Below are 24,110 nucleotides of genomic sequence, written 5' to 3'. Positions count from 1 at the left end.
GGTCGCGAACACGATCGTCTTCAAGGTGATCAATCGGATGCTTTCATAGTAGGCTGCTGCGGCAATAGTCATAAAAAAACGCACCCTTTCACTTACATATCGACATTATCCATAGGTCTTTTGACCTTTTTTATCATACAACATCGTTCTGAAAGATTTTTGAAACTCTTTTCGACAGAGAAAAACCCCGACTGCATAAGCAGCCGAGGTAATTGTAAACATTCATTAGCCATTCCTGTTCCAATCCGTGTACCATTCAATCACGAATGAATGGGGCTCTGCATCAAATTCTTGGAGAAGCATCGTTTTTAACAGCTCGTATTGTTTTTCAACCGAGAATCGGTCTTCTCGTAGATCATAGAGTCGCATCAGCTCAAAATAAACACTTTCCTCCATCGGCAGTACCTTTTGTACATACAAGTAATGCGTAATCGCTTCAGAAGTCTTGTTATTTTCCATATAGCAGCGGGCAATCAGATGAACGTGATGGAGCCATTTTCCCCGCAGCCTGCTTTTTTCGGACTCTGCCCATATATAATGATGATCCGCCAAATAATCGCCGCGATATTGCTGGACGAGGCGCTGATGCCACTCCACTGTCGCAAGCGATAAGCCCGGAGCTTCCTCCAGCTTGTTTTCCCATTCCTCTACATCTAGCTTCATTCCGTTCAGCTCGAGCATATATCCTTCATCACAATTGAGGATTCGGGTACTGATCCCTTCCTCACCCAGGATTTTTCGAATTTGATAAATCGCAGTGTATAGTTGGGTAATTCCTCTTTTCCACTCAATATCTGGCCACAATTGATCGAGAAGCGTCTGTTTTTTAACAGGGGTTCCGCGAAATTGCAGCAGATAGGAAAACAGCTCCTGTGCTTTCAACGTTTTCCAGCGTGGTGTGATCGGTTCCTTGCCTGGCTGTTCGAACTGTATAGCTCGGAAACAATGAATGACCCCAGGCTTATCAGGCTGTATGTGATCACTCTGGTTATGGACACTCGCCAAACGGGAGATTGTTTTGCACAAACGCTCGTGCTGGACCGGTTTCAGGAGGTAATCCAGTGCACTTAGCTCAAATGCTTTTACCGCATATTCATCATACGCCGTAATAAAGACGATTCGCGTCTCTGGCAAGTGCTGGAGAATGCGCTCTGCCATTTCAATTCCATTCATTTCTGGCATCTGGATATCCAAAAACACGACTTGTGGACGTTCTTTGTATATCATCTCAAGCGCCATGCTTGGTTGACGAAATTTGCCAATGATGTCTATACCGCCAATTCGTAATAGCTCGTCAGCCAAATTGCGCAATGCTAACGGTTCATCGTCAACGATGATCGTTTTCATGTACAACCGCCACTCCCTCCAATGGCAAGCGAATTAGAATCTTCGTCCCCACTCCTATTTCGCTTGTGATGTTCAATCCATGTCCAAATAATTGATTTAAGCGTCTTTCAATATTTTTGATGCCGATTCCTCCTGAAGGTCTCTCTTCAAAAATGCACTTCAAGAAATCAGCATCAATCCCCACACCATCATCCTCGATCGTAATGCGTACTTCCGGTCCTTCTCGGTAGACGCGAATCCCAATGTGCCCACCTTCTGCTCGTTGCATAATACCATGTCGTATGGCATTCTCCACCAAAGGCTGCAGCGTCAAGGGAGGGATGAAGAAATCCGTCGTGCACGTTAGCTCAATGTCATACGTAAGCCAGTCTTCAAATCGTACTTTTTCAATATGCAAGTACGACTTGACCAATAATAGCTCTCTCTCAAACGGAATCAACGGCTCCGAGTTCTCAAATCGAAAGCTCTCCCGCAAATAATGACCGAACTCCGTCAACAGCGTTGCCATCCGATCAGGCTCGCTTTTACTTAGGGATGCAATGGAGTTTAACGTGTTGAACAAAAAATGCGGCTTGATTTGTGCCTGCAAGAATGCAAGCTCCATGCGTATACGCTCGCCAATCGAGCGCTTCAATTGCAGCAAAGTGCGCACGCGTACTCGTAATTCCGCAGACTCAATCGGCTTGGTCAGAAAATCGTTGGCACCTGCTTGGCTTGCCGTGATTGCGTGATCAGCATAGCCGCCAGATGTCAGGAGCAGAATAGGCAGCTCAAATAAGGAATAATGCTCTCTGATTCTGCGACTTACTTCTAATCCCGACATTCCGCGCAAGGTCCGGTCAATAATGACGAGGTCGACATTTCTTCTTTTTCCGAGGAGCTCCAAGGCTTCCAGACCGTCCCGAGCTACTGTTACCCGATACTGATCAAGTGAGAGCTGCTTGACCAGAACACTTAAGTTCAGGGCATCATCGTCGACGATCAATATTTCTGCGTCATGCATTTCTTCGTCCCATCTTAATTGCTGCCGCCTGTAGCTGCCGTTTTCCTTCCCTTTCACATCCGGCACGTATTCTGTCGCAGCAATGTCCAAGCCTGCATGACTGACTTCCAAATGTCCACGATGTGCAAAAGGGAAGGAAAGCAGATAAATAATAGAGTCAGAAGCATCCTTACAAACACTGACTCGCCCCCCGTGCATTTCAACCAACGTTCTCACGAGCATCAGGCTCATCACGGCGTTATCTGTTGGCATGGTTTGGTATAACGGCTTGTCCTGACTCCACAAAGCGATAATCTCCGCCAGATTTTCTTTTGTAACCCCGCTTCCCTGCATGTTGATCTGTACTTCAGCAAATTCCCCGTTATGGAAAGCTTCTATGTTGATTTGCCCATTTCTCGTCTTTTTCCTGGCATACTGGATCATGCTAAACAAAATTTGATTCAATCGCTGCTCATCCGCCAATATCGGAGGAAATCCTGATGTAATCTTATTGACGAACAAAATGCTCTCATCAAAATCGAGGTAATGAAATCGCTCAATCACTTCTTCCATGACGGAGATCAAGTCGATCGGTCTTATTTGCAGCACCATATCCTTATTGCGGAGACGAGAAAAATCAAGTAAATCGTTGACCAGGCTTCTCATCGACCAGCCAATGGAGGTGACAATACGCAAATCATGAATTTGATCGGGAGCCAATCTGTCATCTGAATGAAGCCTTGCATCTGCGATACTGATCATGGCATTCAAAGGCGTCGTCATCTGCTCCGAAATACTCGCCATGAACTCGTTCTTGAGTCCATCCATCTGTTGCATTTCCGAAGACAGCTGTTTCGATTTTCGAAAGGCTAGAAAGAATTGCTGTAAAAAAAGAAAAGATGCCACAATCAAAAAAATCATCGCTTGCACAAAGTACCATTTTTCTGACTCACTGAAGCCAAAAAGTAGAATCAGATTCAGCCCTGCGTGAAACGCAAACAGACAAATCGCCAAAAAATCGTACCATGCGCCTTGCTCTTTACGCCGAATACTACGCAGTAGCATAACGAGTACATGCAAATAAATAAGCACGATCACCAGGTTCCATAAAAGCAATATTTTCGTAGCCATCGGGGTGGGAAAAAACAGAGCTACTGCAGCACCTATTGCGCAAAACGCAAGCACAAATGCTTTCACGATTCCACGTCCGTTTTTTTCATGCCGGCTGTGTACAAACATGTACAGACAGACGGTTACTCCAATCGACCCTACCCAGTACACAGCTACAACGTAATGAAAAGACAGCATCGGCAATACATCCAGCAACCACTTCGTTCCATTCACGCCGGCAACGAGCGTACTAAACAAGAAGAGCAATGATAAGTGAATCCAGCCTTTCTGCCGATCCAGGAAATGAATGAGTCCAAAATAGAATGAAAACAATACATAAACGACCATGATCGAAAAATCAAATGCGCTGATCAATTGCTGTTCTTTGTTTATTTGCTCGGCTGTCCCCATACTGATGGATTGAATAATACCTCCGCTCGTTCCATGATCAAAATTCGTGACTTGTACGATCACGTCTACGCTTTGTCCGTGTATCTCTTTAAAAGCCACATATGGAACAACCTCGGCTACTGATTTTGCTTGGTCACTCGATGTAACACCAAGTGAACCAATCTCTTCCTGTCCCACAATCAAGCGATGCGCGGATCGAATAAGCGGTACACGAAACCCAAACATTTCGTTTTGATCATGATCAAACAAGATTTTCAATCGATAGGTTCCATTGCCAAGCGAACCTGCTTGATGATCATTTCCGAGGCCTTCCCGCCAATTTCCAGGTGTTCGTATGTAGGTTGGGCTGACTTGCCTCTTCTCTACAGGGCCTTCGACCAGCTGGTAAGGATAAAACTCCCACTCGCCCTTCAGCTTTATGACTTCTTTCCCGACTCCTTCCCAGCCGCGAAGGTCGAGAACGCCATTTTTCGCAACTGGTTGATCAGTCCACTCAAAAAATGAAAGGATGTTTGCACAAGCCAGAAACATCACGATTGCACTAATAATCGTTACTCGTTTGATGTTCATACGGTTATCTCCATTTTTTTGCCCATACATAAATGAGGCTAAAAACAGGAGGGTTCTCCCTTTTTAGCCTCTTCCTTGCTGTTGTTTATTTGAGCAATATTTTACCACATAACCTATCGTTTTGGCGCCCGGAAGCCTGCCTGCTGCGCTTCCTCCTCTGTCGCAAACCACATTTCCGCTTTTGTCTGGTCGTAGCTGGCAGAGCCGGGAACATGATAAATTTTCTCGCCTTTGCTGTTTATATTGCCTTTAATGGTCTTGCCTTCTGGTTGCGTGGTGTCGGCCGTCGTATTTTTCTTCGATTCCTTAGGCTTCGCTTCTTCCTTTGGAGCCTCTGTCTGCTGCCCCTCTAGCGCCCATAACCCTCGATTTTGTTCGCGAGCCTCCCGCTCTGCTGCCAGAAACAGCTCGGCTTGGGCAACATTCGGTGGAATCGTCATGATCCGGGCGTAGCCGTCACGAATAAGCTTTTCATTGACGAAAGTGCCGTCTGCCAAATATACATAAGCAAGCAAGCGCTTGTACTTGTCATAGGGCTCGACATCGAACTTCAGCTTGACCTGTTTTCCGGTCAAAAGCTCCTTGGAGTAGTTGCTCGCTTCCTTTCCGTACGGTTCCACTGGATGGTTGGGTTTGACTGTCTCCGGCGTATCCACCCCAATCATGCGGACCTTTTCCCCGCTGTCCAGCTCGAACGTATCGCCATCCACCACTCGTTTGATCACAGCATCCATCTCTCCGTTTGCCTCTGGCTGACCGGAGGATGCACAGGCAGTCAACAAAGCCATCAGTGCGAGCAGATAAATGGTAAATCGCTTCATAGACTTCCTTCCCCTCTTCTTGGTTGCATTGTTTTCCAGCGTAGTGGATTAACAAGCGCAGGTCAATAGGAGAGAAAAAAGTCCGTTTTCCCTAACGAAAAAAACGACCTTCGCGCAAGGTCGTTTTGTCTATACGTCCAGACTTTAGTCACGATCGGCACTAAACAAGAACAACAGGACGACCACGACAATAATAATCCAAATGAATTCCTCGTTATCACGATCAAAAAAACCGTCGAACAGACCCATGGCGGAGTCCTCCTTTCCTTCTCGCTACAGCCTATGCAAGAGGCTAGATGCGTGCCAGTACTTGGAAGAGCCCAAAAGTGATATGCGTGTTCTATTTGCAGGTAGACAAGATCAAATGCGTATAAGTCCCCAGCTGTTTGACTTCGTTCGTAAAGCCAAGATGCGCAAGCTCCCGCAGCAATCGAGAGCGATCTGCATAACAACGATCATGTATATCTTCAATCACTTTCGTTTGGCCTGCATCCTCTAATGCCTGGAGATGGGCAAGTCTATGAGCCTCATCCACAAACATCAAATCCGCAATGACCAATCGTCCCCCTGGCTTCAGTACGCGACGACATTCGGTCAAGGCGAGCTGCTTCTGATCATCCGTCAAATGGTGCAAGGCGTAGCTCGTAGCCACAAAATCAAACCGATTTTCTAAAAACGGAAAGGCGAAAAAGGTACCCAGCTTCGTCTCCACCTCTGGATGCTTCGCCCTGCATTGCTTCAGCATCTGTGGCGATTGGTCGAACCCGCTCATCTTGGCTCCTTGCTTCACGAGGCGCCCTGCGAGGTTACCTGTACCCGTTCCGGCATCCAGACCGCACTCTCCCGGTTTCACGACGATTGTCGCTACGACTTCATCCAGAACTTTTTCGTACGACTCATGCCCATGCCCGCCATGTACCCATTCGTCGTAACGGTCAGCCCAATCATTAAAATTCCATCGATCCACCCAGTTGTCCCGCGTCTGCTTCAATCGCTTGTTCGCCTCTGCAAGTGTAAAAAGCTCAGCAGGATCAATGGCCTCTCTGCTCTTTATACGCTCTATCATCGCTTCTGTCGTCTGAATGACCTTGCTCATTTCTACCCACCTTGTATACATAAAAGAACGTTGGAGCTCCAGGTAATGGAGTAGACTGCCCTCCTGATCTTGCATTTGAATCAGGAGCTCCCGAATGTCTTCTACTCCCATCCCGACCTCGCGCAGCGTAATGATCGTTTGCAGCCGCCACACATCTTCCTCCGTAAACTGGCGATACCCGGACTCATCTGCTTTCGAAGGCTTGATCAGCCCTTTTTCTTCATAGTACCGAATCGCACGCGGAGTTATTTGCAACCGATGGGCCATGTCTTTTATTTGCATGGAACTCTCTCCCTGTCTCATTCTCCCCCTATCATAAACCTTAACGCAGCGAGAATGTACAGAAGGAAACGAAAAAAGCTGCCGGATCGCTCCCGACAGCTTACTCATTCCGTTTAGTGGGTCGCCGGCTCCGAAATTTGCTGGAGAGCGTCACTAGCTTCATCGTGGTGAACTTGACGAACAGCCATATCTGCCAATGCCACAATGCCTACTAGCTTGCCATGCTCAACAACGGGAAGTCTACGAATTTGATGCTGAGCCATGATCTTGGCCGCATCATCGACGGTCATCCCCGGTTGGCCGAGAACAATGTCGCGTGTCATGACAACCTCGGTGGCTGACGAGCCCTCATGCTTTTCTGCCAAACCACGAATCACAATGTCGCGGTCTGTAATGACACCGATCACATCACTTTTCTCATCCACAACAGGAATGACTCCAACATTCCAGTCGCGCATTTTGCAAGCCACTTCGTACACATTATCCTTAAGCGTCACGGTAGCGACATCTTTTGTCATAATTTCGCGCAGTGTGCGATTTTCCAACTTCGCCATCTCGTTCTCCTCCTTTTTGCTCATCAACGATTGTAGTTTGTCCGCTCCCCTATCGTTTCATGCGCAAGAAAGAGTATGATATATTGCGCTTCTTCCAAAAACAGACTATCATTAAGAAGTGAATATCTCACCCATTTTTAGGAGGAAAAAGAATGGTCATTAAGGACACTGGGATTGGCACGAAAGAAGTCTTTTTCGCCGATCTGGAGCACTACATGAGCGACCTCGGTTTTGATCGCGGAGCTTGGGATTACAAACATGCTACATACGATTATAAAATCCAAGATAAAGGCAACGTCTTCTACCTGCGTATCGAAGCGAACGTGACAGAAGGCAAACTAGAGGATACGCACGCTGTCCTGAAACTCGAAGATCCTTACATGGGCAAACATCTTTTCCCACACGGTCTGGATTACGATTTCCCAATGCCAGACTCCGTTGTGAAAACAGCGAAATTGAAGCTGCAAATGCTCAATGAAAAGCTGTCCTCGCACTAATTAAAAATGAAAATGCACGGTGGTACAGAGAGGAATCCCCTCTCTGTTTCACGTAGAGGGGGGTATTTTTATGAAGACGAGGGGCGTACCTGACTTCTTGCTCCTGTTTTTGACCGCCCTACTTGTTGGGTTTGGCATAACCATGGTGCTTAGTTCCAGCTCCATTTTCGCTTTGACCAGCTTTTCAATCAACGGTTGCGGATACTGCGGGGGAGACGAGCTGTATTTCGTAAAACGCCAGTCTCTGTTCTTGCTGATTGGGATAGTTGGGATGCTTGTCGCAATGAACATCCCCTTCTCCTTTTATAAAAAGAATTTCTTGTTGATTGCGTTGGTCAGCTTTTTTTCCTTGCTCTTGGTACTCATTCCAGGGATCGGTGAGGCAAAAAACGGTGCACGCTCCTGGTTTGAACTCGGTTCAGTCAACATCCAGCCTGCTGAGTTTGCCAAGCTGGGACTGATTCTGTACCTGGCAGCCATCCTCTCCAAAAAAGGAGTCGGTGTACAAAAGCTCAAGTCTGGCTTGATTCCCCCACTGATGGTAACGGGTCTATTCTTTATGCTGATCGTTGTTCAGCCCGATCTCGGTTCTGCCGCCATCTTGCTGGGCTGCGCTTTGATTGTCATGATCTGCGGCGGTGCCAAAATCCGTCACCTGATTGGTCTCGGTGCCCCTGTCGTTACCGTAGCTCTGCTGGGATACATAACAGCGAAGCCGCATGCATTGAATCGGATATACTCTTATCTGGACCCGTGGAGTGATCCGGATGGGACTGGCTACAACATTATTCAATCCTGGATTGCAATCGCCCACGGTGGACTGTCTGGGACAGGCTTTGGCAAAAGCATTCAAAAGTATTTGTATCTGCCGGAGCGGCATACTGACTTCATTTTCTCGATCCTTACAGAGGAGCTGGGCTTTATCGGTGCGTCTCTGTTCCTCTTGATCTACTTGCTGTTCCTGCTGCGCGGCATTCATATTTGTCTGCGAGTAAAAGACACCTTTGCCAGTCTTGCAGGAATTGGCGTCATCAGTATGTTCGCCCTACAGGCTACCTTAAATATTGGTGGAGTAACTGGCCTGATTCCCTTGACGGGCGTGCCGCTGCCGTTTGTTAGCTATGGAGGATCTTCGTTACTCGTATGTATGCTCTCCACAGGCTTCTTGCTCAGCATATCAAGGGAAGTCAGTCGCCAGAAGGTAGAGGAGCAAATACAAAAACAGCCATATGCCATGTAAGAAACAAACGTAAGGGATACCGGATGCGTCCAGTATCCCTTTTTCCTTACTCATTTCGAGTGAGCTCTATCGTTTCGACTCGCACATTAATGGCTTCCACATAAAGACCTGTCAAAGTTTCCACCGCTTCTTTGACTTTTTCCTGCAGGACGTGACAGACGTGATGGATCTGTGCACCGTAACGGACGGACACGCGCATGTCGATGGTGACTCTGTCGTCAATGACCGATACCGTAATACCTTTCGCGCCGCCATTCAGTTTTTTCGCCAAATCCTGGTATAGTCCACCTGAACGGATTGTCACATCCAAAACATCTTCTACAGCAACGCCAGCAATAATCGCGATCACCTGATCTGCCACTCTGATTTCTCCAAGCCTGTCAGCCATCAGGACGCCCTCCTCTTCGCCCGATTCGAACTTCTCCCACTGGTTTCATTTTCCTTTTTTTCATTATAAACAAATCATGCTTGGGCTTGGAAGGAAATTTGTTTTTTTCTCTCTGTTAATGTCGGAGAAGTGCAATGGATGTCAACAAGTGTCAACTCATCAGCATCCAATGCCTCCTGCAAAACTGGCGCCAATGAAGACACAGCTTCCACGACCCTCCCTCTCATTTTGCAAGCACTCGCCAATTGCTCAAAATCAGGGTTGTGCAGCTTCACTCCAAACGGTGTCAATCCAGCCTGACTCATCTTGGCCTCTTCTAAGCCTAGCGTACCATTGTTTACAACGAAGATCGCAATCGAAACCTGCTGCTCTACAGCTGTCAGGAGCTCTGCAAGATTCATTTGCAAGCCTCCATCTCCTGTCACACAGACGACCTGCTTCTCTGGATATGTCAGCTTTGCCGCAATAGCAGCAGGCAACCCAAATCCCATGGTGCGCCACTTGCCAGAAAAGAGTGGTGTCTGGTTTTTCCCGCGAAAGGCACGATTAAACCAGATCGTATGCTCTCCTGTATCCAAAACGACAATCGCATCATCATCTACGAGCTGCCCTAGTGTATGCATCAAGGTCTGTGGCTTCACAGGCTCACTTTCTTCCTGGATGACTGCCTGCTGTGTCTCCTCGCCAAACCTTTCATGCCAATAGGCAATCCTCTCACGCCACGCCTGGTCCTGCCTGCGCGATTGCAGGCGCCTCATCCATATGGGCAGTACATCTTCGAGATCAGCTGTGACCGATTGGAGATAGGGATGAGCATGAATCGAACCAGGCTGATGTTCCACCTGTATGACGGATAGATCCTTTGGCAAAAACGAGCGGGGGAACCAGCTCGCTCCCAAGATCAGCAACAAATCTGCTTCTGCTAATGCTTGTAGAGCTGTTTCGCTCCCCCCCTCTCCCCATCCTCCCAATACAAGTGGATGGGATTCATCTACAGCGCCTTTTGCTCCTAGCGACAGCAACACTCCTGCCCCTAACTGCTCAGCTAGCTGCAAACACATCTCCGCAGACTTGCGAGCCCCAATACCGAGCAGGATGAGGGGCTTTTGTGCCTTCATTACCTGTTCAGCGGCAAGCTCGATCTCCATCCGATCAGGATAAATGGCTTGTGGAATGCGTGGCAGTGCCGCAATGACTGCATCTGATGTCGTTTGCGTAAAGACGTCCTTGCAAATGGCGATATGTGTCACGCCCCTTTGCTGCATAGCGGTGACAAACGCTTTATGCAGGACACTTTGGATCGCGTCGGGATGCGTAATCGTCGCCGAATAATGACTGATGGGACGCACCATATCTTCTTGAGAAATAAACTGCTTGTACGCACCTCCCAGCTTGTATGTCTCGACTTGGCCTGTAATCGCAATGACAGGCACGTGATCTGTATGCGCATCAGCAAGGCCATTCAGCAGATTGACGAACCCCGGCCCCATCGTCGCCGTACAAACAGCTGGACGCCCTGTCAGCTTTGCCTCCGCACTCGCCATCATCGCGGCAGCAGATTCATGCTTGCAGGCTACGTATTGGATGTCCGTTTGCTGGGCGATCTGATCCAACCAGGCAAATATCCCGTCTCCTGCTACACCGTATATTCGTTTTACTCCCCATCTGATCAATTGCTCTTTGAGATATTGCGCGACTAGCATGCTAAAGCCCCCCATTATGTAACGATGTGCAAATACATTACTGGTAGTCTACGCATTCTCCATCATTTTACTAAGACCAAAATGACGGAAGTTGGAGAACCTAACAATAATCAACTGATATTCAAATTCACACCCGAAGGAGGGTAATTAATGAAACAGCCTGTCAAATGGCTGCTAGCCGTAGTAGTATTCGCGCTCCTGGTCACGACTGCGGTTATGGTTTCCCCATTACGCTCGGATGCATTCAGCAAACAGATCGTCAAAGTAGGGTCAGAAGGCCAAGACGTACGGGAGATGCAATATCGCTTGAAGCACCTCGGTTTTTATACCGGAAAAGTAGACGGCGTATTCGGATGGAGCTCTTATTGGGCGCTGCGCAACTTTCAGTACGAGTTTGGTATAACAGTAGACGGTGTACTCGGTGCCGATACAAAAGTAAAGCTGTACAATGCGACGAAAAATTATAAGCCCACTGCTTCCGATCTAGGTGTGCCCCAAACTGCTGCTCCCGCACCTTCGAAGCCCTCTAAGCCTACCTATCACGCTGCCGGTATATCGGCGAACGACCTGCGCTTAATGGCGAATGCCGTGTACGGAGAGGCGCGTGGAGAGCCTTACATTGGCCAAGTGGCAGTCGCTGCGGTTATTTTGAACCGGACGAAAAACCCGTCCTTTCCGAATACACCAGCAGGCGTTATTTTCGAACCACGTGCGTTCACCGCTGTTGCGGATGGACAGATTTGGCTGACACCGAACGAACAAGCGACAAAAGCAGTGAATGATGCGCTAAAGGGATGGGACCCATCAGACGGAGCCATTTATTATTTCAATCCTGATACAGCGACTTCCGGTTGGATTTGGAGCCGTCCGCAAATCAAAAAGATCGGCAGACATATTTTCTGCCGCTAGCACGTATGAAAAAAACAGGCTCGACAGTCATTGACTGCCGGCCTGTTTTCCTTTTCTGAAGTCAGTTCGAACGTTGGGATTGCATATGCTGCGCCATTTTGACGAATCTCTCTTCCGGTTCTGTGGTTCCGCAAACTCCGCATTGTATCATGTAGCTCTCACCTTTGTACGGTTGATGAAAAAGATCGAGCTGCTCTTGATTTAGTTCTGCTACAACTTCGCCTGACTGTGGGTCCAGTCTTATATAGCGAGGGGTCTGCTCGATGACAGTGAACCTCATTCGATTCGATTTACATGTGGGGCACAACAAAGGCTGGGTCATAAAAAAAACACCTCTCTTTTCTTGTTCATGGTTAGTTTTGTCCAGAACAGGAACTCTATACCTATGAGCTACTAGGTGTGAAGGAAAAACTGCTGAGGTGATGACATGAACCTGAAACTCTTTTTCTCATTAGTTGGTGGAAACATGCTGCTAGCTCTCTACGCCCACTATTTTTCTGGCAATGAAATGTTCCAATTCGTCACTTCTTCACTCGCCATCATTTTTTTGGCGGCTTGGTTAGGAAAATCGACAGAGAGTGTCGCCCATTATGCTGGGGATCGAATCGGAGGCTTTCTCAATGCCACCTTCGGGAATGCCGCTGAACTCATTATTGCTTTTTTTCTTGTGAAAGAAGGCTTGTTCGATATGGTCAAAGCCTCCATTACGGGTGCGATCATTGGAAATATGCTGCTAGTGCTAGGCTTAAGCACGCTGCTGGGTGGTCTCAAGTACAAAGAACAAACCTTTAATAGCAGGCTGGCCAGCCACAATGCCTCTCTGATGACACTCGCGATCGTCGCTTTGTTCATACCAGCGGTCTTCATGTTTGATCTGCCTGTGATCAAGGTGGAGATCATCAGTATTGTCATCGCGAGCCTTCTCATTATTGCTTATATTTTGTGGCTCATCTTTTCCATGATTACCCACAGCGATTTTTTATCGGACATCGAACCACATGGAACGGAAGCCGTATGGTCCAAGGGAGTCTCCCTCCTGATGCTTGCTGTCTCTACGTTTTTCGTAGCCGTTGTTTCTGAATGGCTGGTGGAGGGAGTTCAGCATGTTTCCCGCTCGTTAGGCTGGTCAGAGCTATTCGTTGGTGCTTTTGTTATTGCGATTATTGGTAATGCCGCAGAGCATAGTGCTGCCTTGCTATTGGCTCTAAAAGGACGCATCGGAGCAGCGGTCGAAATCGCGATCGGCTCCAGCTTGCAGATTGCGTTGTTCGTTGCCCCCACTCTCGTTATCATCAGCCTCCTGCTCGGGAATCCGATGGACATTGTGTTCACTACCTTTGAACTTGCTGCGATTGGTGTAGCTACCTTTATTACCATCTCCATCACAAGGGATGGCGCCACCAACTGGTTCGAAGGCGTATTACTCTTAACGGTTTATATTATTTTGGGTACGGTCTTTTTCTTCGCATAGGTTCTCAGTCCAAAGCAAAGGCTCCGCCAATTATCATGGCGAAGCCTTTCGTTGTTTTACCATATACCCAGCATTTGCAGGAAGACCGCGAGAATCGCGACTGGGGCTACATATTTGATCAAGAGAAGCCAGACGATAAACAGTCGTTTGCCGTAAGAAGAATGCGCCCCCAGCTCGTTTATCAATGTCTCACGCTTCATTTTCAAAGGAACGAAGATCGCAATGAGCAACGCCCCAAGCGGCATCAAGATATTGCTAACCAAAAAGTCCATAGCATCAAAGATCGATTTGCCAAACAGCGTTACCTCGCTCCAGACGCCGAAGGACAAAGCCGACGGAACACCTACGATAAAAATCAACAGACCAATCAGCCAAGAGAGTCGCTTGCGTTTTGATTCGTCCCCTTGAGACAGAGATGCAACGATAATTTCTAACATCGAGAAAGCCGAAGTTAACGTAGCAAAAAGGAAAAGTGCCAAAAAGATTAACAGAAAAATTCCACCAAAGGCAATCTGTTCAAACACGGATGGCAGTACGATAAACAGCAATCCAGGTCCAGCAGTTGGCTCTACTCCGAGTGAAAAGACCGCTGGGAAAATCGCCAAACCAGCAAACAGCGATACGAGCAAATTCAAACTAACAATGGAACCAGCAGAACGCACCAGACTTTCGTTTTTGGCAAGATACGAGCTGTACGTGACCATGACCGACACCCCGACGCTCAGTGCGAAAAAGGATTGGCCCAACGCGTACAGAATCGACTCTGCACTCAGCTTCGAAAAGTCAGGACGCAGAAAGAAGGAAACACCCTCCATCGCCCCATCCAGCGTCAAGGAACGAACCATCAATACCATGAATAAAAGAAACAAACCGGGCATCATGTACTTGCTAGCGGACTCAATCCCGCTCTGTACGCCTCTTGCTACAACCCATGCGGTAATGAGCATGAAAACAAACTGAGCGACTACGGCACCAACAGGATCACCGATCACGTCACCAAACACTTTATCATAAGCTGGTCCTTGCAATTGACCAGTAAACCCGCGAAGAAGATAACTTAGAATCCAGCCCCCTACCACACTGTAAAAGGACAAGAGCAAGAAGCAGGTTACCACTCCAAGGCGCCCGATCCAATGCCAGAGTGATCCTGGCGCAATTGTTCGGTATGCACTGATCGCCTCTTTTTGCGTACTGCGTCCGATTGTGAATTCTCCTAGCAACAAAGGAAGACCAATCGCTATGGTAAAGATGATGAATAGCAGAAAGAACGCTCCACCACCGCTCGTTCCGACCATATAAGGAAATTTCCAAATGGCCCCCAGTCCGATCGCTGAGCCTGCTGCTGCCAAAATGAAGCCGAGCCTGCTCGTCCATTGTTCAGCTTGTTTCATATGCACCCAACCTCCAATGATGTTTCTTATGCCCTAAAATGGATACAAAAAAACCCGCCCCCAAAAAGGGACGAGTTACTGTTTTTCTCGCGGTACCACCCTACTTAGACATCCCCATTATGGCGATGCCTCGCTTCGTCATTGATAACGGGTATGACCCGGACTCTCCTACTGGCGGCGCCTGCGTTCAGAGGTCAGCTCAAGAGTGAATTCCACGGGGCTGGCATTGGGCTGCTCTCAGTCTATGGCAGCCTTCCCTGTCATGCAGCTAGTCCGTTTACTAGTCTCTGTCCTTGCTTTTCTTCGTATGAATGAGGGTTCACCAAAATAAAAAAACCCGTCCAAAAAAGGGACGAGTTATTCGCGGTACCACCCTGATTAAGTGCACGGGATCACCAAAACCCCTTAGGCACTTCTCTCGACCATTGATAACGGGAATGACCCGATGCCTCCTACTAGGCAAAAGCCATTAAGAGGGCTGCTCAGGAGGGAATTCTACGGGGCGCGCTTCAAAGCTGCTTACAGTCTATGGCAGCTTCTCCCTGACAAGCGGTGATTCCGCATACTAGTCTCCGTCATCGCATTTCACAATTAATAAAAAATTATAGAATTTAATTTAATATAAATACAACAAATAGGCAAGTACTTTTTCTACAAAATGAAAAGCGAGGATAATCACCGCTCTCCTCGCCTTACTTTTGATTATACAGTTCATGAAGATGGGCCAATTTACGTTCTAATGAACCCATAATTTCCCGACCAATTTCTTCACCGATCAGTCCAAGTCGGACCGCGTACTCTACTTCACGAGAAAGACCGAACATTTGGGTATCCAGCACTTCTTCATACAGCGGGCACTGCGGCATGGTCAGGTTTTCCATCTGTACGTCGATCAGCTTATAAATTTTGTCGGCGTCTGCTTGAAGCAACGCTAGCGCTTTTTGTTCCAGATCGGGAACCTTAATTTCTGTCAAAACCTATCCCTCCGTTTGCCTCCATCCTTATCATACATAGTACGCGATTCTGGGCCATTTGAAAAGGGGAGAAGACAGATCAACTGCAAGAAGCTAAAAGATACCAAGTTTCCACTCTTTTGAGAGTAGCTCCAACAGCTTGACACCAGCCACCGAATTTCCTTTTTCATCCAAAGCAGGACCGAATACACCGATACCCATTCGCTGTGGGACCGTCGCCATTATACCGCCAGCAACACCGCTTTTTGCAGGGATTCCTACGTCAATGGCGAACTCACCAGAGGCATTGTACATTCCACAAGTAACCATGAAAGTCTTGCAGATTCGCGCTACGTCTTCCGGAATGATTCTCTCACCTGTTTGGACAAGAATGCCATCTGCAGCAAGCACCATGCCGAGAGTAGCCACTTCCTTCGCAGTCACTTCAATCGAGCAATGTCGGAAATACAGATCAAGCGTCTCTTCCACATCGGTATCGAGTATTCCACTGTCCTTAAGAAACCACGCGAGAGCACGATTGCGATCGGCTGTTTTCTTTTCGGAACAATAAACAGCTTCATTGATAGATAAATGGGGATTCCCCGTCATTTTACGCATCAGAGTAAGCACTGCATCCAGCCGTTCGTCCACGTTGTTACCGCGAATCATCCCCGCAACTGCTATGGCCCCTGCGTTGATCATCGGATTCAATGGTTTATGAGATTCGGTCGTCTCCAGCTTAATGATGGAATTAAACGGGTCTCCAGTTGGTTCTTTGCCCACATGTCGAAATACGTGTTCCTTCCCGTTCTGACATAAGGCGACGATCAGGGAGAAAATCTTGGAGATGCTTTGCATCGAGAAAGACACATCGGCATCTCCAGCTGAAAGAATCGTTCCATCGGGCAAGCATACTGCCACTCCCAATTGGTGTGAATCGACTTTTGCCAGCTCAGGGATGTAAGACGCTACCCTACCCTTGTTTGTATACTCAAGTGCCTGATTACGTATTTGCGCCAGTTGTTCCATTGCACGCTTCAATTCCATCGAATAACCCCTCAGACTATACTTAGACGTATATAAACTAGATTGTAGATTTCTAACTCACCTATGTCAAATTATGGTTTGAGGCTAACCCCTACTTCTTGATGGCGCGCTCCAATCTATCCATTGCTTCGACCAGAATCGATCTCGGGCATGCAAAATTGATTCGCATGAACCCTGCTCCATCCCGCCCAAACGTCGTGCCGTCGTGCAAACCGAGCTTTGCCTCTTCTCGAATGAGCTTGTTCAGCTCTGCTTGACTAAGCCCTAACCTTCTAAAATCGATCCATCCCAAATAAGTCGCTTCCGGGATCGCCATAGAGACCTCAGGAATACGCGTAGCTAAAAACTCATTTAGATAAGCTGCATTACCTTGTAAGTAGATCAATAATTCCTCCAGCCACGCTTCTCCGTTTTGGTAAGCAGCAATCGTCGCTTCCATCCCAAACAGATTCAGATTCTCATAACCCATTTTTGACGCCGTGCTGGAGAAATCTCGCAGCAGCTGTTGATTTTGCGTCATCAAATAGGAAGTGTACAGACCAGCCAAGTTAAAGGTTTTGGCGGCTGATAGAAACGTGACGCTTTGGTTGGCCAGCTGTGGTGATAGCGAATAATACGGAGTATGAATGTTTGGCTCATAGACCAAATCCGAATGAATTTCGTCCGCAACCACAATCACGCCATTCTCTACACACAGCTCACCCAAACGCTCCAGCTCTTGCCTTGTCCATACCCGACCAAGTGGATTATGCGGCGTGCAGAGCAGCATCAGCTTCACTCTCGGATCGCTCAGCTTTTGTGTGAGATCATCCCAATCCATTTCATAGCGGCTGTTACGTTCTACTAGCGGGCTTGTAACGACATGGCGTCCACGATTTTCGACTGCATGGTAAAACGGATGGTACACAGGCGTCTGTATCAAGACACCGTCTCCTGGGGCTGTAAAAGCCTCTACAGCTACGTGAATGCCCGGAACGACTCCTGGTATCCCTGTCATCCAGCTCTCCTCTACTGCGACACCAAATCGCTTCTGTATCCACTCCTTCAAGCTGTGATAAAGGGCGTGCGATTTCAAGGTGTATCCGTAAATCGGATGACTTGCTCGTTTCACTAGTGCTTCGGTGATTTCAGGTGCGCAGGCAAAATCCATGTCTGCTACCCACAAGGGAAGCATCCCTTCACCGTTCACTTTGGGATTCTGAATCTCCCATTTGACACTATCTGTCCCTTTGCGTTCGATCACCTGGTCAAAATCGTACAAGTCCATTCCCTCCCGTATTTCGCGTCACGTGCATAATACCTTCAGCATAAACGGTCTTTTTCCAATTGTCCAAGCATCCTTGGCGAATATAAAAAGAGCCGCATCGATGAGCGGCTCTCTTCTTTATTGATTTTATTGATTGAATTAACGAGCGTATACGCCAGGACCAAATGGGAGATCCAGGAAGTACCAAGCTGTCAATTGCAAGATCCATACTACCAGGAAAACGATTGCAAATGGAGTCATCGTAGAGAAAATCGTTCCCATTCCTGCATTCTTATTATACTTCTGATAGAAAGCCAGGAAGAGTGGAATATACGGATTCACAGGTGAGATCGTATTGGTTGCAGAGTCCGCAATTCGATATGCGACCTGGATAAACGCTGGGTTATAATCCAGCAGCATCAGCATCGGCATGAATACTGGGGCGAGGATCGCCCACAGCGCAGAACCACTCGTGATAAACAAGCTACAAATACCCGTGAAGAGTGTAAAGGCAATAATGATCGGCAAGCCAGTCAATCCCATGCTCGTCATGAATTCTGCACCGTTGACTGCCATCAAGATACCGATGTTGCTCCAGTTAAAGAAAGCGATGAACTGAGCTGCTGTAAACGCTAACACAATAAAGCCGGACATATCCTTAATTGCTTCGGACATGTAATGCGGAATGTCCTTCGACGTTTTAATCAGACCCATTGCTCTACCGTACACTAACGATACAGTCACGAAGAACAGGAGGATGATCGGAATGATCCCTTTCAAAAACGGTGATGTCAAGAATGCACCTGTTTTCGGATCACGCAACAGAGAACCTTCCGGAACGACCAGCAATGCTACAATCGCTACGAAAATCAACGCTGCAATACCTGCTTTACGCAGAGCTTTATTCTCTTGAGGTGTTACCTCTTCGAATTGTACATTTCGATCGCCGTTATAAGTACCAAGACGAGGCTCGATAATTTTATCTGTAATCCATCCTCCAAAGAACGCGAGGATAAGAACGGAGGCAGACATGAAGAACCAGTTATCTACTGGAGTGACCATTGCATTCGGATCAATCGTTTTTGCTACTTCGGTACTAATCCCTGCCAAGAGTGCATCTGTACCGGCAATAAAGAAGTTCGCTGTAAAGCCGGAGGATACGCCAGCCATACCAGCTGCAAACCCTGCAATCGGGTGACGACCCATCGCCAAGAACACGAGACCGCCAAGCGGAGGAATAATAACCATGGCTGCATCAGAAGCAAGATTTCCTAGAATACCGACGAAAACAATTGCGTAACTAACAACCGACGCCGGAATACCTGCCATCATTTTGCGTAGGACAGTAGTCAGAAGACCAATTTTTTCAGCCAGTCCAATTCCGAGCGTCATCGCCAGAACAAGACCAAGTGCTGGAAATTCAATAAAGTTTTTCAGCATGCTCGTTAAAATCCAGTGAATCCCTTCAACGCTGAGCAAGCTCTTCACTGCTACCTCTTCACCCTTTGCAGGATGCATAACCGAAAAGTCCATGGCTGCGAGGATTGCAGAGACTACCATCAGTACTCCACACAATATAATGAACAACACAAATGGATGCGGGAGTTTATTCCCTACCCTTTCAATCCATTTCAAAATTCCTTTTTGCTCCATCAGATTTGCTTGCACGTTCGTGCCTTTCGCCATAGTTTCGCCCCCTAAGTCGTTTGAATTCCCTAAATGTTCTTGCGGCTTGGCAACCATCCTCGGGATGAATGATGTGGATCTCCTTCTCTCTAGCTATCATCGCCGTTGATGGTTCAGCGGGAGAAAGACGAAGTGAGCTTCCCTTTTTCGTGAAAGCCTTTCCAAGAATCGAAAGGCTTGTACGCAATGCCTTTTTCCTAACCAAAATTTTTAGTCAGAGTTAAAATATCCAAGGCAAAGTTCACTCTCACATAATTACTTTCTAATATGATTATATAATCTATAAAACTCATGTCAATAATTTTTAGACTATTTTATGAAATTTTCGCTTTTTGCATAAATTGCTGTCATTTACAGGTCTATAGTAAAATGAAAATTGATTACGAATGATCACGGAGGAATGACGCATGTCTGATGTTATCGTGTTCAAAGGTGCAATTGCTTTCCCTATTACATTGGATCCAACCGTCTGGGTGTTCGATGAACGAAAATTCGATCTAAAAACATACACAGGCGAAGACGACAGCTCGCTGGCTACTCAGGCGAAGTATTTGCATGGTACGGGTACACAATGGGATAAGGAGTTACGCGAGGGCGCCACGCTTCCTTCCGAGCGAAAAAGCTTGGCTGAAGAACGTAAAGTGCTAGAAGGCGAATATGGCATTCGCCTTGATCCCTTCATTTCAAATGCTGAGCCCCTTCCCGAGGTGACTCATGTCCGCCTTCACCGTGAGGATCATGAAGCGATCGTTCTTCCACTTGCAGAGGCAAGAAGAGCCATCCTGCAATTCTCCAAAGACGGCAGGCCTATTAAAGAAGATGGTCCTGTGTACTTTTATTTGCCGGAAGTATTGCTCGCGAATGAATCTCCCATCAAAGGAATTACCGCTTTGGAGTTTATGACCGAGCAAGCATAAACAAAAGCCATCCTCCGATGATAAAGAGGATGGCTTTTGCCATATGTTACGTATGTGTGATGATCTTGCTCTTAGGCGCTGAACTGTGTAATCCGGATATTCCGAAGCTGTAGTTCTTCGCGAAGCAATTCGATAAAAGCTGCATCTAGTTGAAGGTCGACAGCGCGATGATATACTTCTATCAACATTTGGTCACTTAAGTATTTCACCTTTGCTCACCTCCATCTCAGTTATGTGCCCATTGTAACAGAAGCATCCACATCGAACAACCGTTCGGATATCCACAAGCAATGTGGACATCTTGTTAGTAACATGTGGGCAAGTTGTGTGTAACCTATCAGCATCCAAGTATTTCCTTTGTGGATGTTTTTTTACTTTTATCCACAGTTAGTCGAATTATGTCGAACGAATGATGTGACTATTCTGTCATAATTTCCTGCCACGGAAAAAGCCACCCTGCACAGGATGGCTTTCTCGTATGGTTTATGCGTTTGCGGCTTCTGTTACCTGCAGAACCTGCTTGATTCGATCGATTGCCCAATCCAGATCTTCTCTGCTGATGACGAGTGGCGGTGCGAAGCGAATCGTTGTCTCATGTGTTTCTTTGCACAGGAGGCCGAGTTCTTTCAGTTTTTCGCAATATGGACGTGCAGCAGTTGTCAGCTCCAACCCAATGAACAGACCGCGTCCGCGAATTTCCTTGATGATCGGGTTATTGATTTCTTTCAATTTCTCCATGAAGTATGCACCCATTTCCAGGGAGCGCTGTACAAGACCTTCGTCAGCCAATACGTCCATTGCTGCTACGGCAACTGCACAACCCAGTGGGTTTCCGCCAAAGGTAGAACCATGGGAGCCTGGTTCGAATACGCTCAAGATTGCCTTGTCAGCTGCTACTGCGGAGATCGGGAACACGCCACCACCAAGAGCTTTACCCATGATGTACATATCTGGCACTACATCTTCCCAATCGCTGGCAAACATTTTACCTGTACGACCAAACCCAGTCTGGATCTCATCGCTGACCAAGAGAACGTTGTTTGCTTTACATACCTCTTGTGCCTGCTTCAAGTAGCCATCTTGCGGAATGATAATCCCTGCTTCACCTTGGATCGGCTCTAGCATGAATGCAGCTGTGTTCGGTGTAATCGCTTGCTTAAGTGCTTCGATATCGCCGTAAGGAATAATTTTGAAGCCAGGTGTGAATGGTCCGAAGCCGCGTCTGTACTCTTCTGCAGAGGAGAAGGAAGTCACTGTTACGGTACGGCCATGGAAGTTACCTTCACACACGATGATTTCTGCTTGATTTTCCGGTACTTTTTTCACGTCGTAAGCCCAACGGCGAACAGCTTTGATTGCTGTTTCTACTGCTTCTGCCCCCGTGTTCATTGGCAGGATCATTTCTTTCCCTGTCACAGCAGAGAGCTTCTCGTAAAATTCACCCAGCTGGTCATTGTAAAAAGCACGGGAAGTGAGTGTTACTTTGTCTGCTTGATCTTTCAGGGCTTGGATGATACGTGGATGACGATGCCCTTGGTTCAGAGCGGAATAGGCACTCAGCATATCGAGATATTTATTGCCTTCCGGATCGTGTACCCATACGCCTTCTGCTTTGGAAATAACGATCGGGAGTGGATGATAGTTGTGTGCACCGTATTTTTCAGTTTGTTCAATAACCACGTTAGTTTTACTCATGTCGTTAGCCTCCTTCAAGATCACTTGCTAAAATTATCTAGCAAGATTGATGCCAAATCCAACCCCCTCACGAAATCAAGGGTGCCAAATCAGTTGAGCAAAAATATTTTGCACATGAAATCCATAATCTTTTGCAGTGCATAATGTTTTTGCACTCCCTCGTTTTATGATATGATACCTTCACGAGGAAAGGCTGGTGACCATGGTGTCTGACACGTTGTTACGCATTTATGAACATATTTTGGACAGAATGAATGAAGGTGTACATGTCATCGATTCGAACGGGACTACCATTGTCTACAATCACAAAATGACCGAGCTGGAATCAATGACCAGACATGATGTTTTGCACAAACCACTCTCTGAGGTGTTTCAGTTTCCGAACGGGCAGGAAAGTACCTTACTCACATGCTTGCGTACCGGAAATAGCATTCGCAATACACGTCAAACGTATTTCAACGACAAGCAAAAAGAAATTTCAACTATTAACAACACGTACCCCATCATCGAAAACGGCAAGATCATTGGCGCGATGGAAATCGCAAACGATGTAACAAAAATGGAACGATTGATCAGAGAAAACCTGCTGCAGAAAAATGGGTCTCGCTACACATTCGAGCAAATCATTGGGAGAAGCGGGCCTATTCTCGATGTGATTGAAAACGCCAAGCGCGCAGCACGCACCTCCTCATCCGTCTTGGTTGTCGGTGAAACCGGGGTTGGTAAAGAGCTGTTCGTACAAAGCATTCACAATGCCAGTCTGCGAGCATCTGGTCCACTCATTTCACAAAACTGCGCTGCACTCCCAGATAGCCTGATTGAAGGATTACTGTTTGGTACTGCTCGTGGAGCTTTTACCGGCGCGATTGAGAGACCTGGCCTGTTCGAGCAAGCAGAAGGCGGAACACTTTTTCTCGACGAAATCAACTCGCTTAGTATGCCTCTACAGGCCAAATTGTTGCGTGCCCTGCAAGAGAAGTCCATCAGACGCATTGGGGACACGAAGGATCGCTCGATCGATGTGCGAATCATTGCCGCCATCAATGAAGATCCTGTCGAGGCAATCGCGAACTCTCATTTGCGAAAAGACCTATACTACCGCCTCGGTGTGGTTACGTTATTTCTTCCTCCACTTCGCGAACGCAAGGAAGATATTTTGATGCTGGTCAGCCATTTTATCGAAAAGTACAACGAGCTGTTTCAAATGGAAGTAAAAGGAATCAGTGACGAAGTTCTGCAATTTTTTATCCAGCATGATTGGCCTGGCAATGTTCGTGAGCTCCAACACTTAATTGAGGGTGCAATGAATCTGATGTTTGATGAATCAACAATTGGCTACGAACATTTACCACTCCACTTTTTGCGCCGCTCTCCTGCGGGTTCCGTGTCGGTCGAACCAAGTTCCCCTCACACGTTGCCCTTTGTAGACGAAGGAAAACCACTGAAGGAAACCATGCTAGAATTTGAAACAGCATATATTCACCATGTAGTGGAACGCTATAACGGAAACATTTCGCGAGCAGCAAAGGAATTGCAAATCAGTCGTCAGAGTCTGCAATATAGACTACGCAAGCTGGGAATAAAAGGATGAAGGGATCTTGTTTCTCAGAGAGGTAGTGTTCGACAACCGTGGTCCCCTTTTTAAAGTTCCGACTCGGTAGACGCTGTCAAGGTCTACGAGCCCTGCGCTTTTTCTTCTCACTAGCTTTGTTTGTTCATCGGTACCTTTTAAAAAACTTGCACAGTCCAGTTTCCTCCCCGCCAAATTCAATAAACGCCAAGATTTTTGGCGTT

The 24,110-nt window shown here is 47.2% G+C and carries 21 protein-coding genes and 2 other annotated features; of the genes, 6 read left to right on the top strand and 15 right to left on the bottom strand.

Translation table 11 applies throughout. The features are described from left to right. Positions 1–225: 225 nt before the first annotated feature. From AB1L17_RS04675 to AB1L17_RS04655, 5 genes are all read right to left on the bottom strand, one after another. Positions 226–1,347, bottom strand: a complete 1,122-nt coding sequence (locus AB1L17_RS04675; protein WP_412843469.1) for a response regulator — start codon at positions 1,345–1,347, stop codon at positions 226–228. Beyond that, on the bottom strand, positions 1,328–4,420 hold the full coding sequence (locus tag AB1L17_RS04670) for a response regulator (RefSeq protein WP_412843468.1): 3,093 nt from the start codon (positions 4,418–4,420) through the stop codon (positions 1,328–1,330). Before AB1L17_RS04670 ends, AB1L17_RS04675 begins: the two co-directional genes overlap by 20 nt. A gap of 113 nt (positions 4,421–4,533) precedes the next feature. Next, positions 4,534–5,241, bottom strand: a complete 708-nt coding sequence (locus tag AB1L17_RS04665; protein ID WP_412843467.1) for a thermonuclease family protein — start codon at positions 5,239–5,241, stop codon at positions 4,534–4,536. A 340-nt stretch (positions 5,242–5,581) separates the two neighbouring features. Continuing rightward, positions 5,582–6,619, bottom strand: coding sequence for a MerR family transcriptional regulator (locus tag AB1L17_RS04660; RefSeq protein ID WP_412843466.1), 1,038 nt, complete (start codon positions 6,617–6,619; stop codon positions 5,582–5,584). Between the two features lie 113 nt (positions 6,620–6,732). After that, a complete protein-coding gene (locus tag AB1L17_RS04655) occupies positions 6,733–7,173 on the bottom strand; it encodes a CBS domain-containing protein (RefSeq protein ID WP_412843465.1) in 441 nt (146 codons plus the stop codon). 152 nt (positions 7,174–7,325) lie between these two features. Between AB1L17_RS04655 and AB1L17_RS04650 the strand changes: the two genes are divergently transcribed. Further along, positions 7,326–7,670 (top strand): YugN family protein, encoded by a 345-nt coding sequence (locus tag AB1L17_RS04650; RefSeq protein WP_412843464.1) that lies wholly within the window; start codon positions 7,326–7,328, stop codon positions 7,668–7,670. Between the two features lie 70 nt (positions 7,671–7,740). Next, entirely contained in the window at positions 7,741–8,910 is a 1,170-nt protein-coding gene (gene ftsW, locus AB1L17_RS04645; protein ID WP_412843463.1) for a putative lipid II flippase FtsW, read from the top strand. A gap of 46 nt (positions 8,911–8,956) precedes the next feature. On the opposite strand, the gene AB1L17_RS04640 is transcribed toward ftsW, so the two are convergent. Both AB1L17_RS04640 and AB1L17_RS04635 read right to left on the bottom strand, forming a co-directional pair. Continuing rightward, a complete protein-coding gene (locus AB1L17_RS04640; RefSeq protein ID WP_412843462.1) occupies positions 8,957–9,298 on the bottom strand; it encodes an Asp23/Gls24 family envelope stress response protein in 342 nt (113 codons plus the stop codon). 74 nt (positions 9,299–9,372) lie between these two features. After that, entirely contained in the window at positions 9,373–11,001 is a 1,629-nt protein-coding gene (locus tag AB1L17_RS04635) for a thiamine pyrophosphate-binding protein (RefSeq protein WP_412843461.1), read from the bottom strand. A gap of 150 nt (positions 11,002–11,151) precedes the next feature. Between AB1L17_RS04635 and sleB the strand changes: the two genes are divergently transcribed. Then, on the top strand, positions 11,152–11,910 hold the full coding sequence (gene sleB / locus AB1L17_RS04630; RefSeq protein WP_412843460.1) for a spore cortex-lytic enzyme: 759 nt from the start codon (positions 11,152–11,154) through the stop codon (positions 11,908–11,910). Positions 11,911–11,971: 61 nt separating this feature from the next. On the opposite strand, the gene AB1L17_RS04625 is transcribed toward sleB, so the two are convergent. Then, positions 11,972–12,232 carry a hypothetical protein gene (locus tag AB1L17_RS04625; protein ID WP_412843459.1) on the bottom strand — a complete coding sequence of 87 codons (261 nt, stop codon included), beginning with the start codon at positions 12,230–12,232 and terminating at the stop codon, positions 11,972–11,974. A 105-nt stretch (positions 12,233–12,337) separates the two neighbouring features. Between AB1L17_RS04625 and cax the strand changes: the two genes are divergently transcribed. Beyond that, entirely contained in the window at positions 12,338–13,381 is a 1,044-nt protein-coding gene (gene cax / locus AB1L17_RS04620) for a calcium/proton exchanger (RefSeq protein WP_412843458.1), read from the top strand. Positions 13,382–13,437: 56 nt separating this feature from the next. Here the strand turns inward: cax and AB1L17_RS04615 are convergent, their stop codons facing one another. The 5 genes from AB1L17_RS04615 to AB1L17_RS04595 all read right to left on the bottom strand — a co-directional run bounded on the left by AB1L17_RS04615 (position 13,438) and on the right by AB1L17_RS04595 (position 19,704). After that, the gene (locus AB1L17_RS04615; protein WP_412843457.1) at positions 13,438–14,772 is read right to left on the bottom strand and encodes a sodium-dependent transporter; all 1,335 of its coding nucleotides are present in this window, start codon (positions 14,770–14,772) and stop codon (positions 13,438–13,440) included. A gap of 63 nt (positions 14,773–14,835) precedes the next feature. Beyond that, positions 14,836–15,075, bottom strand: a binding site (T-box leader). A gap of 42 nt (positions 15,076–15,117) precedes the next feature. Continuing rightward, positions 15,118–15,360: a binding site (T-box leader), on the bottom strand. A gap of 104 nt (positions 15,361–15,464) precedes the next feature. Further along, positions 15,465–15,746, bottom strand: a complete 282-nt coding sequence (locus AB1L17_RS04610) for an Fpa/YlaN family protein (RefSeq protein WP_049740307.1) — start codon at positions 15,744–15,746, stop codon at positions 15,465–15,467. 93 nt (positions 15,747–15,839) lie between these two features. Beyond that, entirely contained in the window at positions 15,840–16,772 is a 933-nt protein-coding gene (gene glsA, locus AB1L17_RS04605; RefSeq protein WP_412843456.1) for a glutaminase A, read from the bottom strand. A 91-nt stretch (positions 16,773–16,863) separates the two neighbouring features. Beyond that, the gene (locus AB1L17_RS04600) at positions 16,864–18,039 is read right to left on the bottom strand and encodes a MalY/PatB family protein (RefSeq protein WP_412843455.1); all 1,176 of its coding nucleotides are present in this window, start codon (positions 18,037–18,039) and stop codon (positions 16,864–16,866) included. Between the two features lie 138 nt (positions 18,040–18,177). Then, complete coding sequence (locus tag AB1L17_RS04595; protein ID WP_412843454.1) at positions 18,178–19,704, bottom strand: AbgT family transporter; 1,527 nt, start codon at positions 19,702–19,704, stop codon at positions 18,178–18,180. 407 nt (positions 19,705–20,111) lie between these two features. On the opposite strand from AB1L17_RS04595, the gene AB1L17_RS04590 reads away from it, so the two are divergent. Next, entirely contained in the window at positions 20,112–20,621 is a 510-nt protein-coding gene (locus AB1L17_RS04590; protein ID WP_412843453.1) for a molybdopterin-binding protein, read from the top strand. 71 nt (positions 20,622–20,692) lie between these two features. On the opposite strand, the gene AB1L17_RS04585 is transcribed toward AB1L17_RS04590, so the two are convergent. Next, positions 20,693–20,830, bottom strand: coding sequence for a sporulation histidine kinase inhibitor Sda (locus tag AB1L17_RS04585; protein ID WP_412843452.1), 138 nt, complete (start codon positions 20,828–20,830; stop codon positions 20,693–20,695). A gap of 274 nt (positions 20,831–21,104) precedes the next feature. Beyond that, positions 21,105–22,316 (bottom strand): ornithine--oxo-acid transaminase, encoded by a 1,212-nt coding sequence (locus tag AB1L17_RS04580; protein ID WP_412843451.1) that lies wholly within the window; start codon positions 22,314–22,316, stop codon positions 21,105–21,107. Between the two features lie 202 nt (positions 22,317–22,518). Between AB1L17_RS04580 and AB1L17_RS04575 the strand changes: the two genes are divergently transcribed. After that, entirely contained in the window at positions 22,519–23,907 is a 1,389-nt protein-coding gene (locus tag AB1L17_RS04575; RefSeq protein ID WP_412843625.1) for a sigma-54 interaction domain-containing protein, read from the top strand. Positions 23,908–24,110: the final 203 nt, after the last annotated feature.

It is taken from the genome of Brevibacillus jepli (assembly GCF_047229145.1).
Taxonomy (GTDB): Bacteria; Bacillota; Bacilli; order Brevibacillales; family Brevibacillaceae; genus Brevibacillus.
Note: the sequence above shows the minus strand (reverse complement) of the source record. Positions and strands in the feature narration are given on the sequence as shown.

Coding starts and splice junctions, on each gene's coding strand:
- AB1L17_RS04675 (WP_412843469.1), bottom strand. CDS start 1,347: ATGAAAACGATCATCGTTGACGATGAACCGTTAGCATTGCGCAATTTG.
- AB1L17_RS04670 (WP_412843468.1), bottom strand. CDS start 4,420: ATGAACATCAAACGAGTAACGATTATTAGTGCAATCGTGATGTTTCTG.
- AB1L17_RS04665 (WP_412843467.1), bottom strand. CDS start 5,241: ATGAAGCGATTTACCATTTATCTGCTCGCACTGATGGCTTTGTTGACT.
- AB1L17_RS04660 (WP_412843466.1), bottom strand. CDS start 6,619: ATGCAAATAAAAGACATGGCCCATCGGTTGCAAATAACTCCGCGTGCG.
- AB1L17_RS04655 (WP_412843465.1), bottom strand. CDS start 7,173: ATGGCGAAGTTGGAAAATCGCACACTGCGCGAAATTATGACAAAAGAT.
- AB1L17_RS04650 (WP_412843464.1), top strand. CDS start 7,326: ATGGTCATTAAGGACACTGGGATTGGCACGAAAGAAGTCTTTTTCGCC.
- ftsW (WP_412843463.1), top strand. CDS start 7,741: ATGAAGACGAGGGGCGTACCTGACTTCTTGCTCCTGTTTTTGACCGCC.
- AB1L17_RS04640 (WP_412843462.1), bottom strand. CDS start 9,298: ATGGCTGACAGGCTTGGAGAAATCAGAGTGGCAGATCAGGTGATCGCG.
- AB1L17_RS04635 (WP_412843461.1), bottom strand. CDS start 11,001: ATGCTAGTCGCGCAATATCTCAAAGAGCAATTGATCAGATGGGGAGTA.
- sleB (WP_412843460.1), top strand. CDS start 11,152: ATGAAACAGCCTGTCAAATGGCTGCTAGCCGTAGTAGTATTCGCGCTC.
- AB1L17_RS04625 (WP_412843459.1), bottom strand. CDS start 12,232: ATGACCCAGCCTTTGTTGTGCCCCACATGTAAATCGAATCGAATGAGG.
- cax (WP_412843458.1), top strand. CDS start 12,338: ATGAACCTGAAACTCTTTTTCTCATTAGTTGGTGGAAACATGCTGCTA.
- AB1L17_RS04615 (WP_412843457.1), bottom strand. CDS start 14,772: ATGAAACAAGCTGAACAATGGACGAGCAGGCTCGGCTTCATTTTGGCA.
- glsA (WP_412843456.1), bottom strand. CDS start 16,772: ATGGAATTGAAGCGTGCAATGGAACAACTGGCGCAAATACGTAATCAG.
- AB1L17_RS04600 (WP_412843455.1), bottom strand. CDS start 18,039: ATGGACTTGTACGATTTTGACCAGGTGATCGAACGCAAAGGGACAGAT.
- AB1L17_RS04595 (WP_412843454.1), bottom strand. CDS start 19,704: ATGGCGAAAGGCACGAACGTGCAAGCAAATCTGATGGAGCAAAAAGGA.
- AB1L17_RS04590 (WP_412843453.1), top strand. CDS start 20,112: ATGTCTGATGTTATCGTGTTCAAAGGTGCAATTGCTTTCCCTATTACA.
- AB1L17_RS04580 (WP_412843451.1), bottom strand. CDS start 22,316: ATGAGTAAAACTAACGTGGTTATTGAACAAACTGAAAAATACGGTGCA.
- AB1L17_RS04575 (WP_412843625.1), top strand. CDS start 22,519: ATGGTGTCTGACACGTTGTTACGCATTTATGAACATATTTTGGACAGA.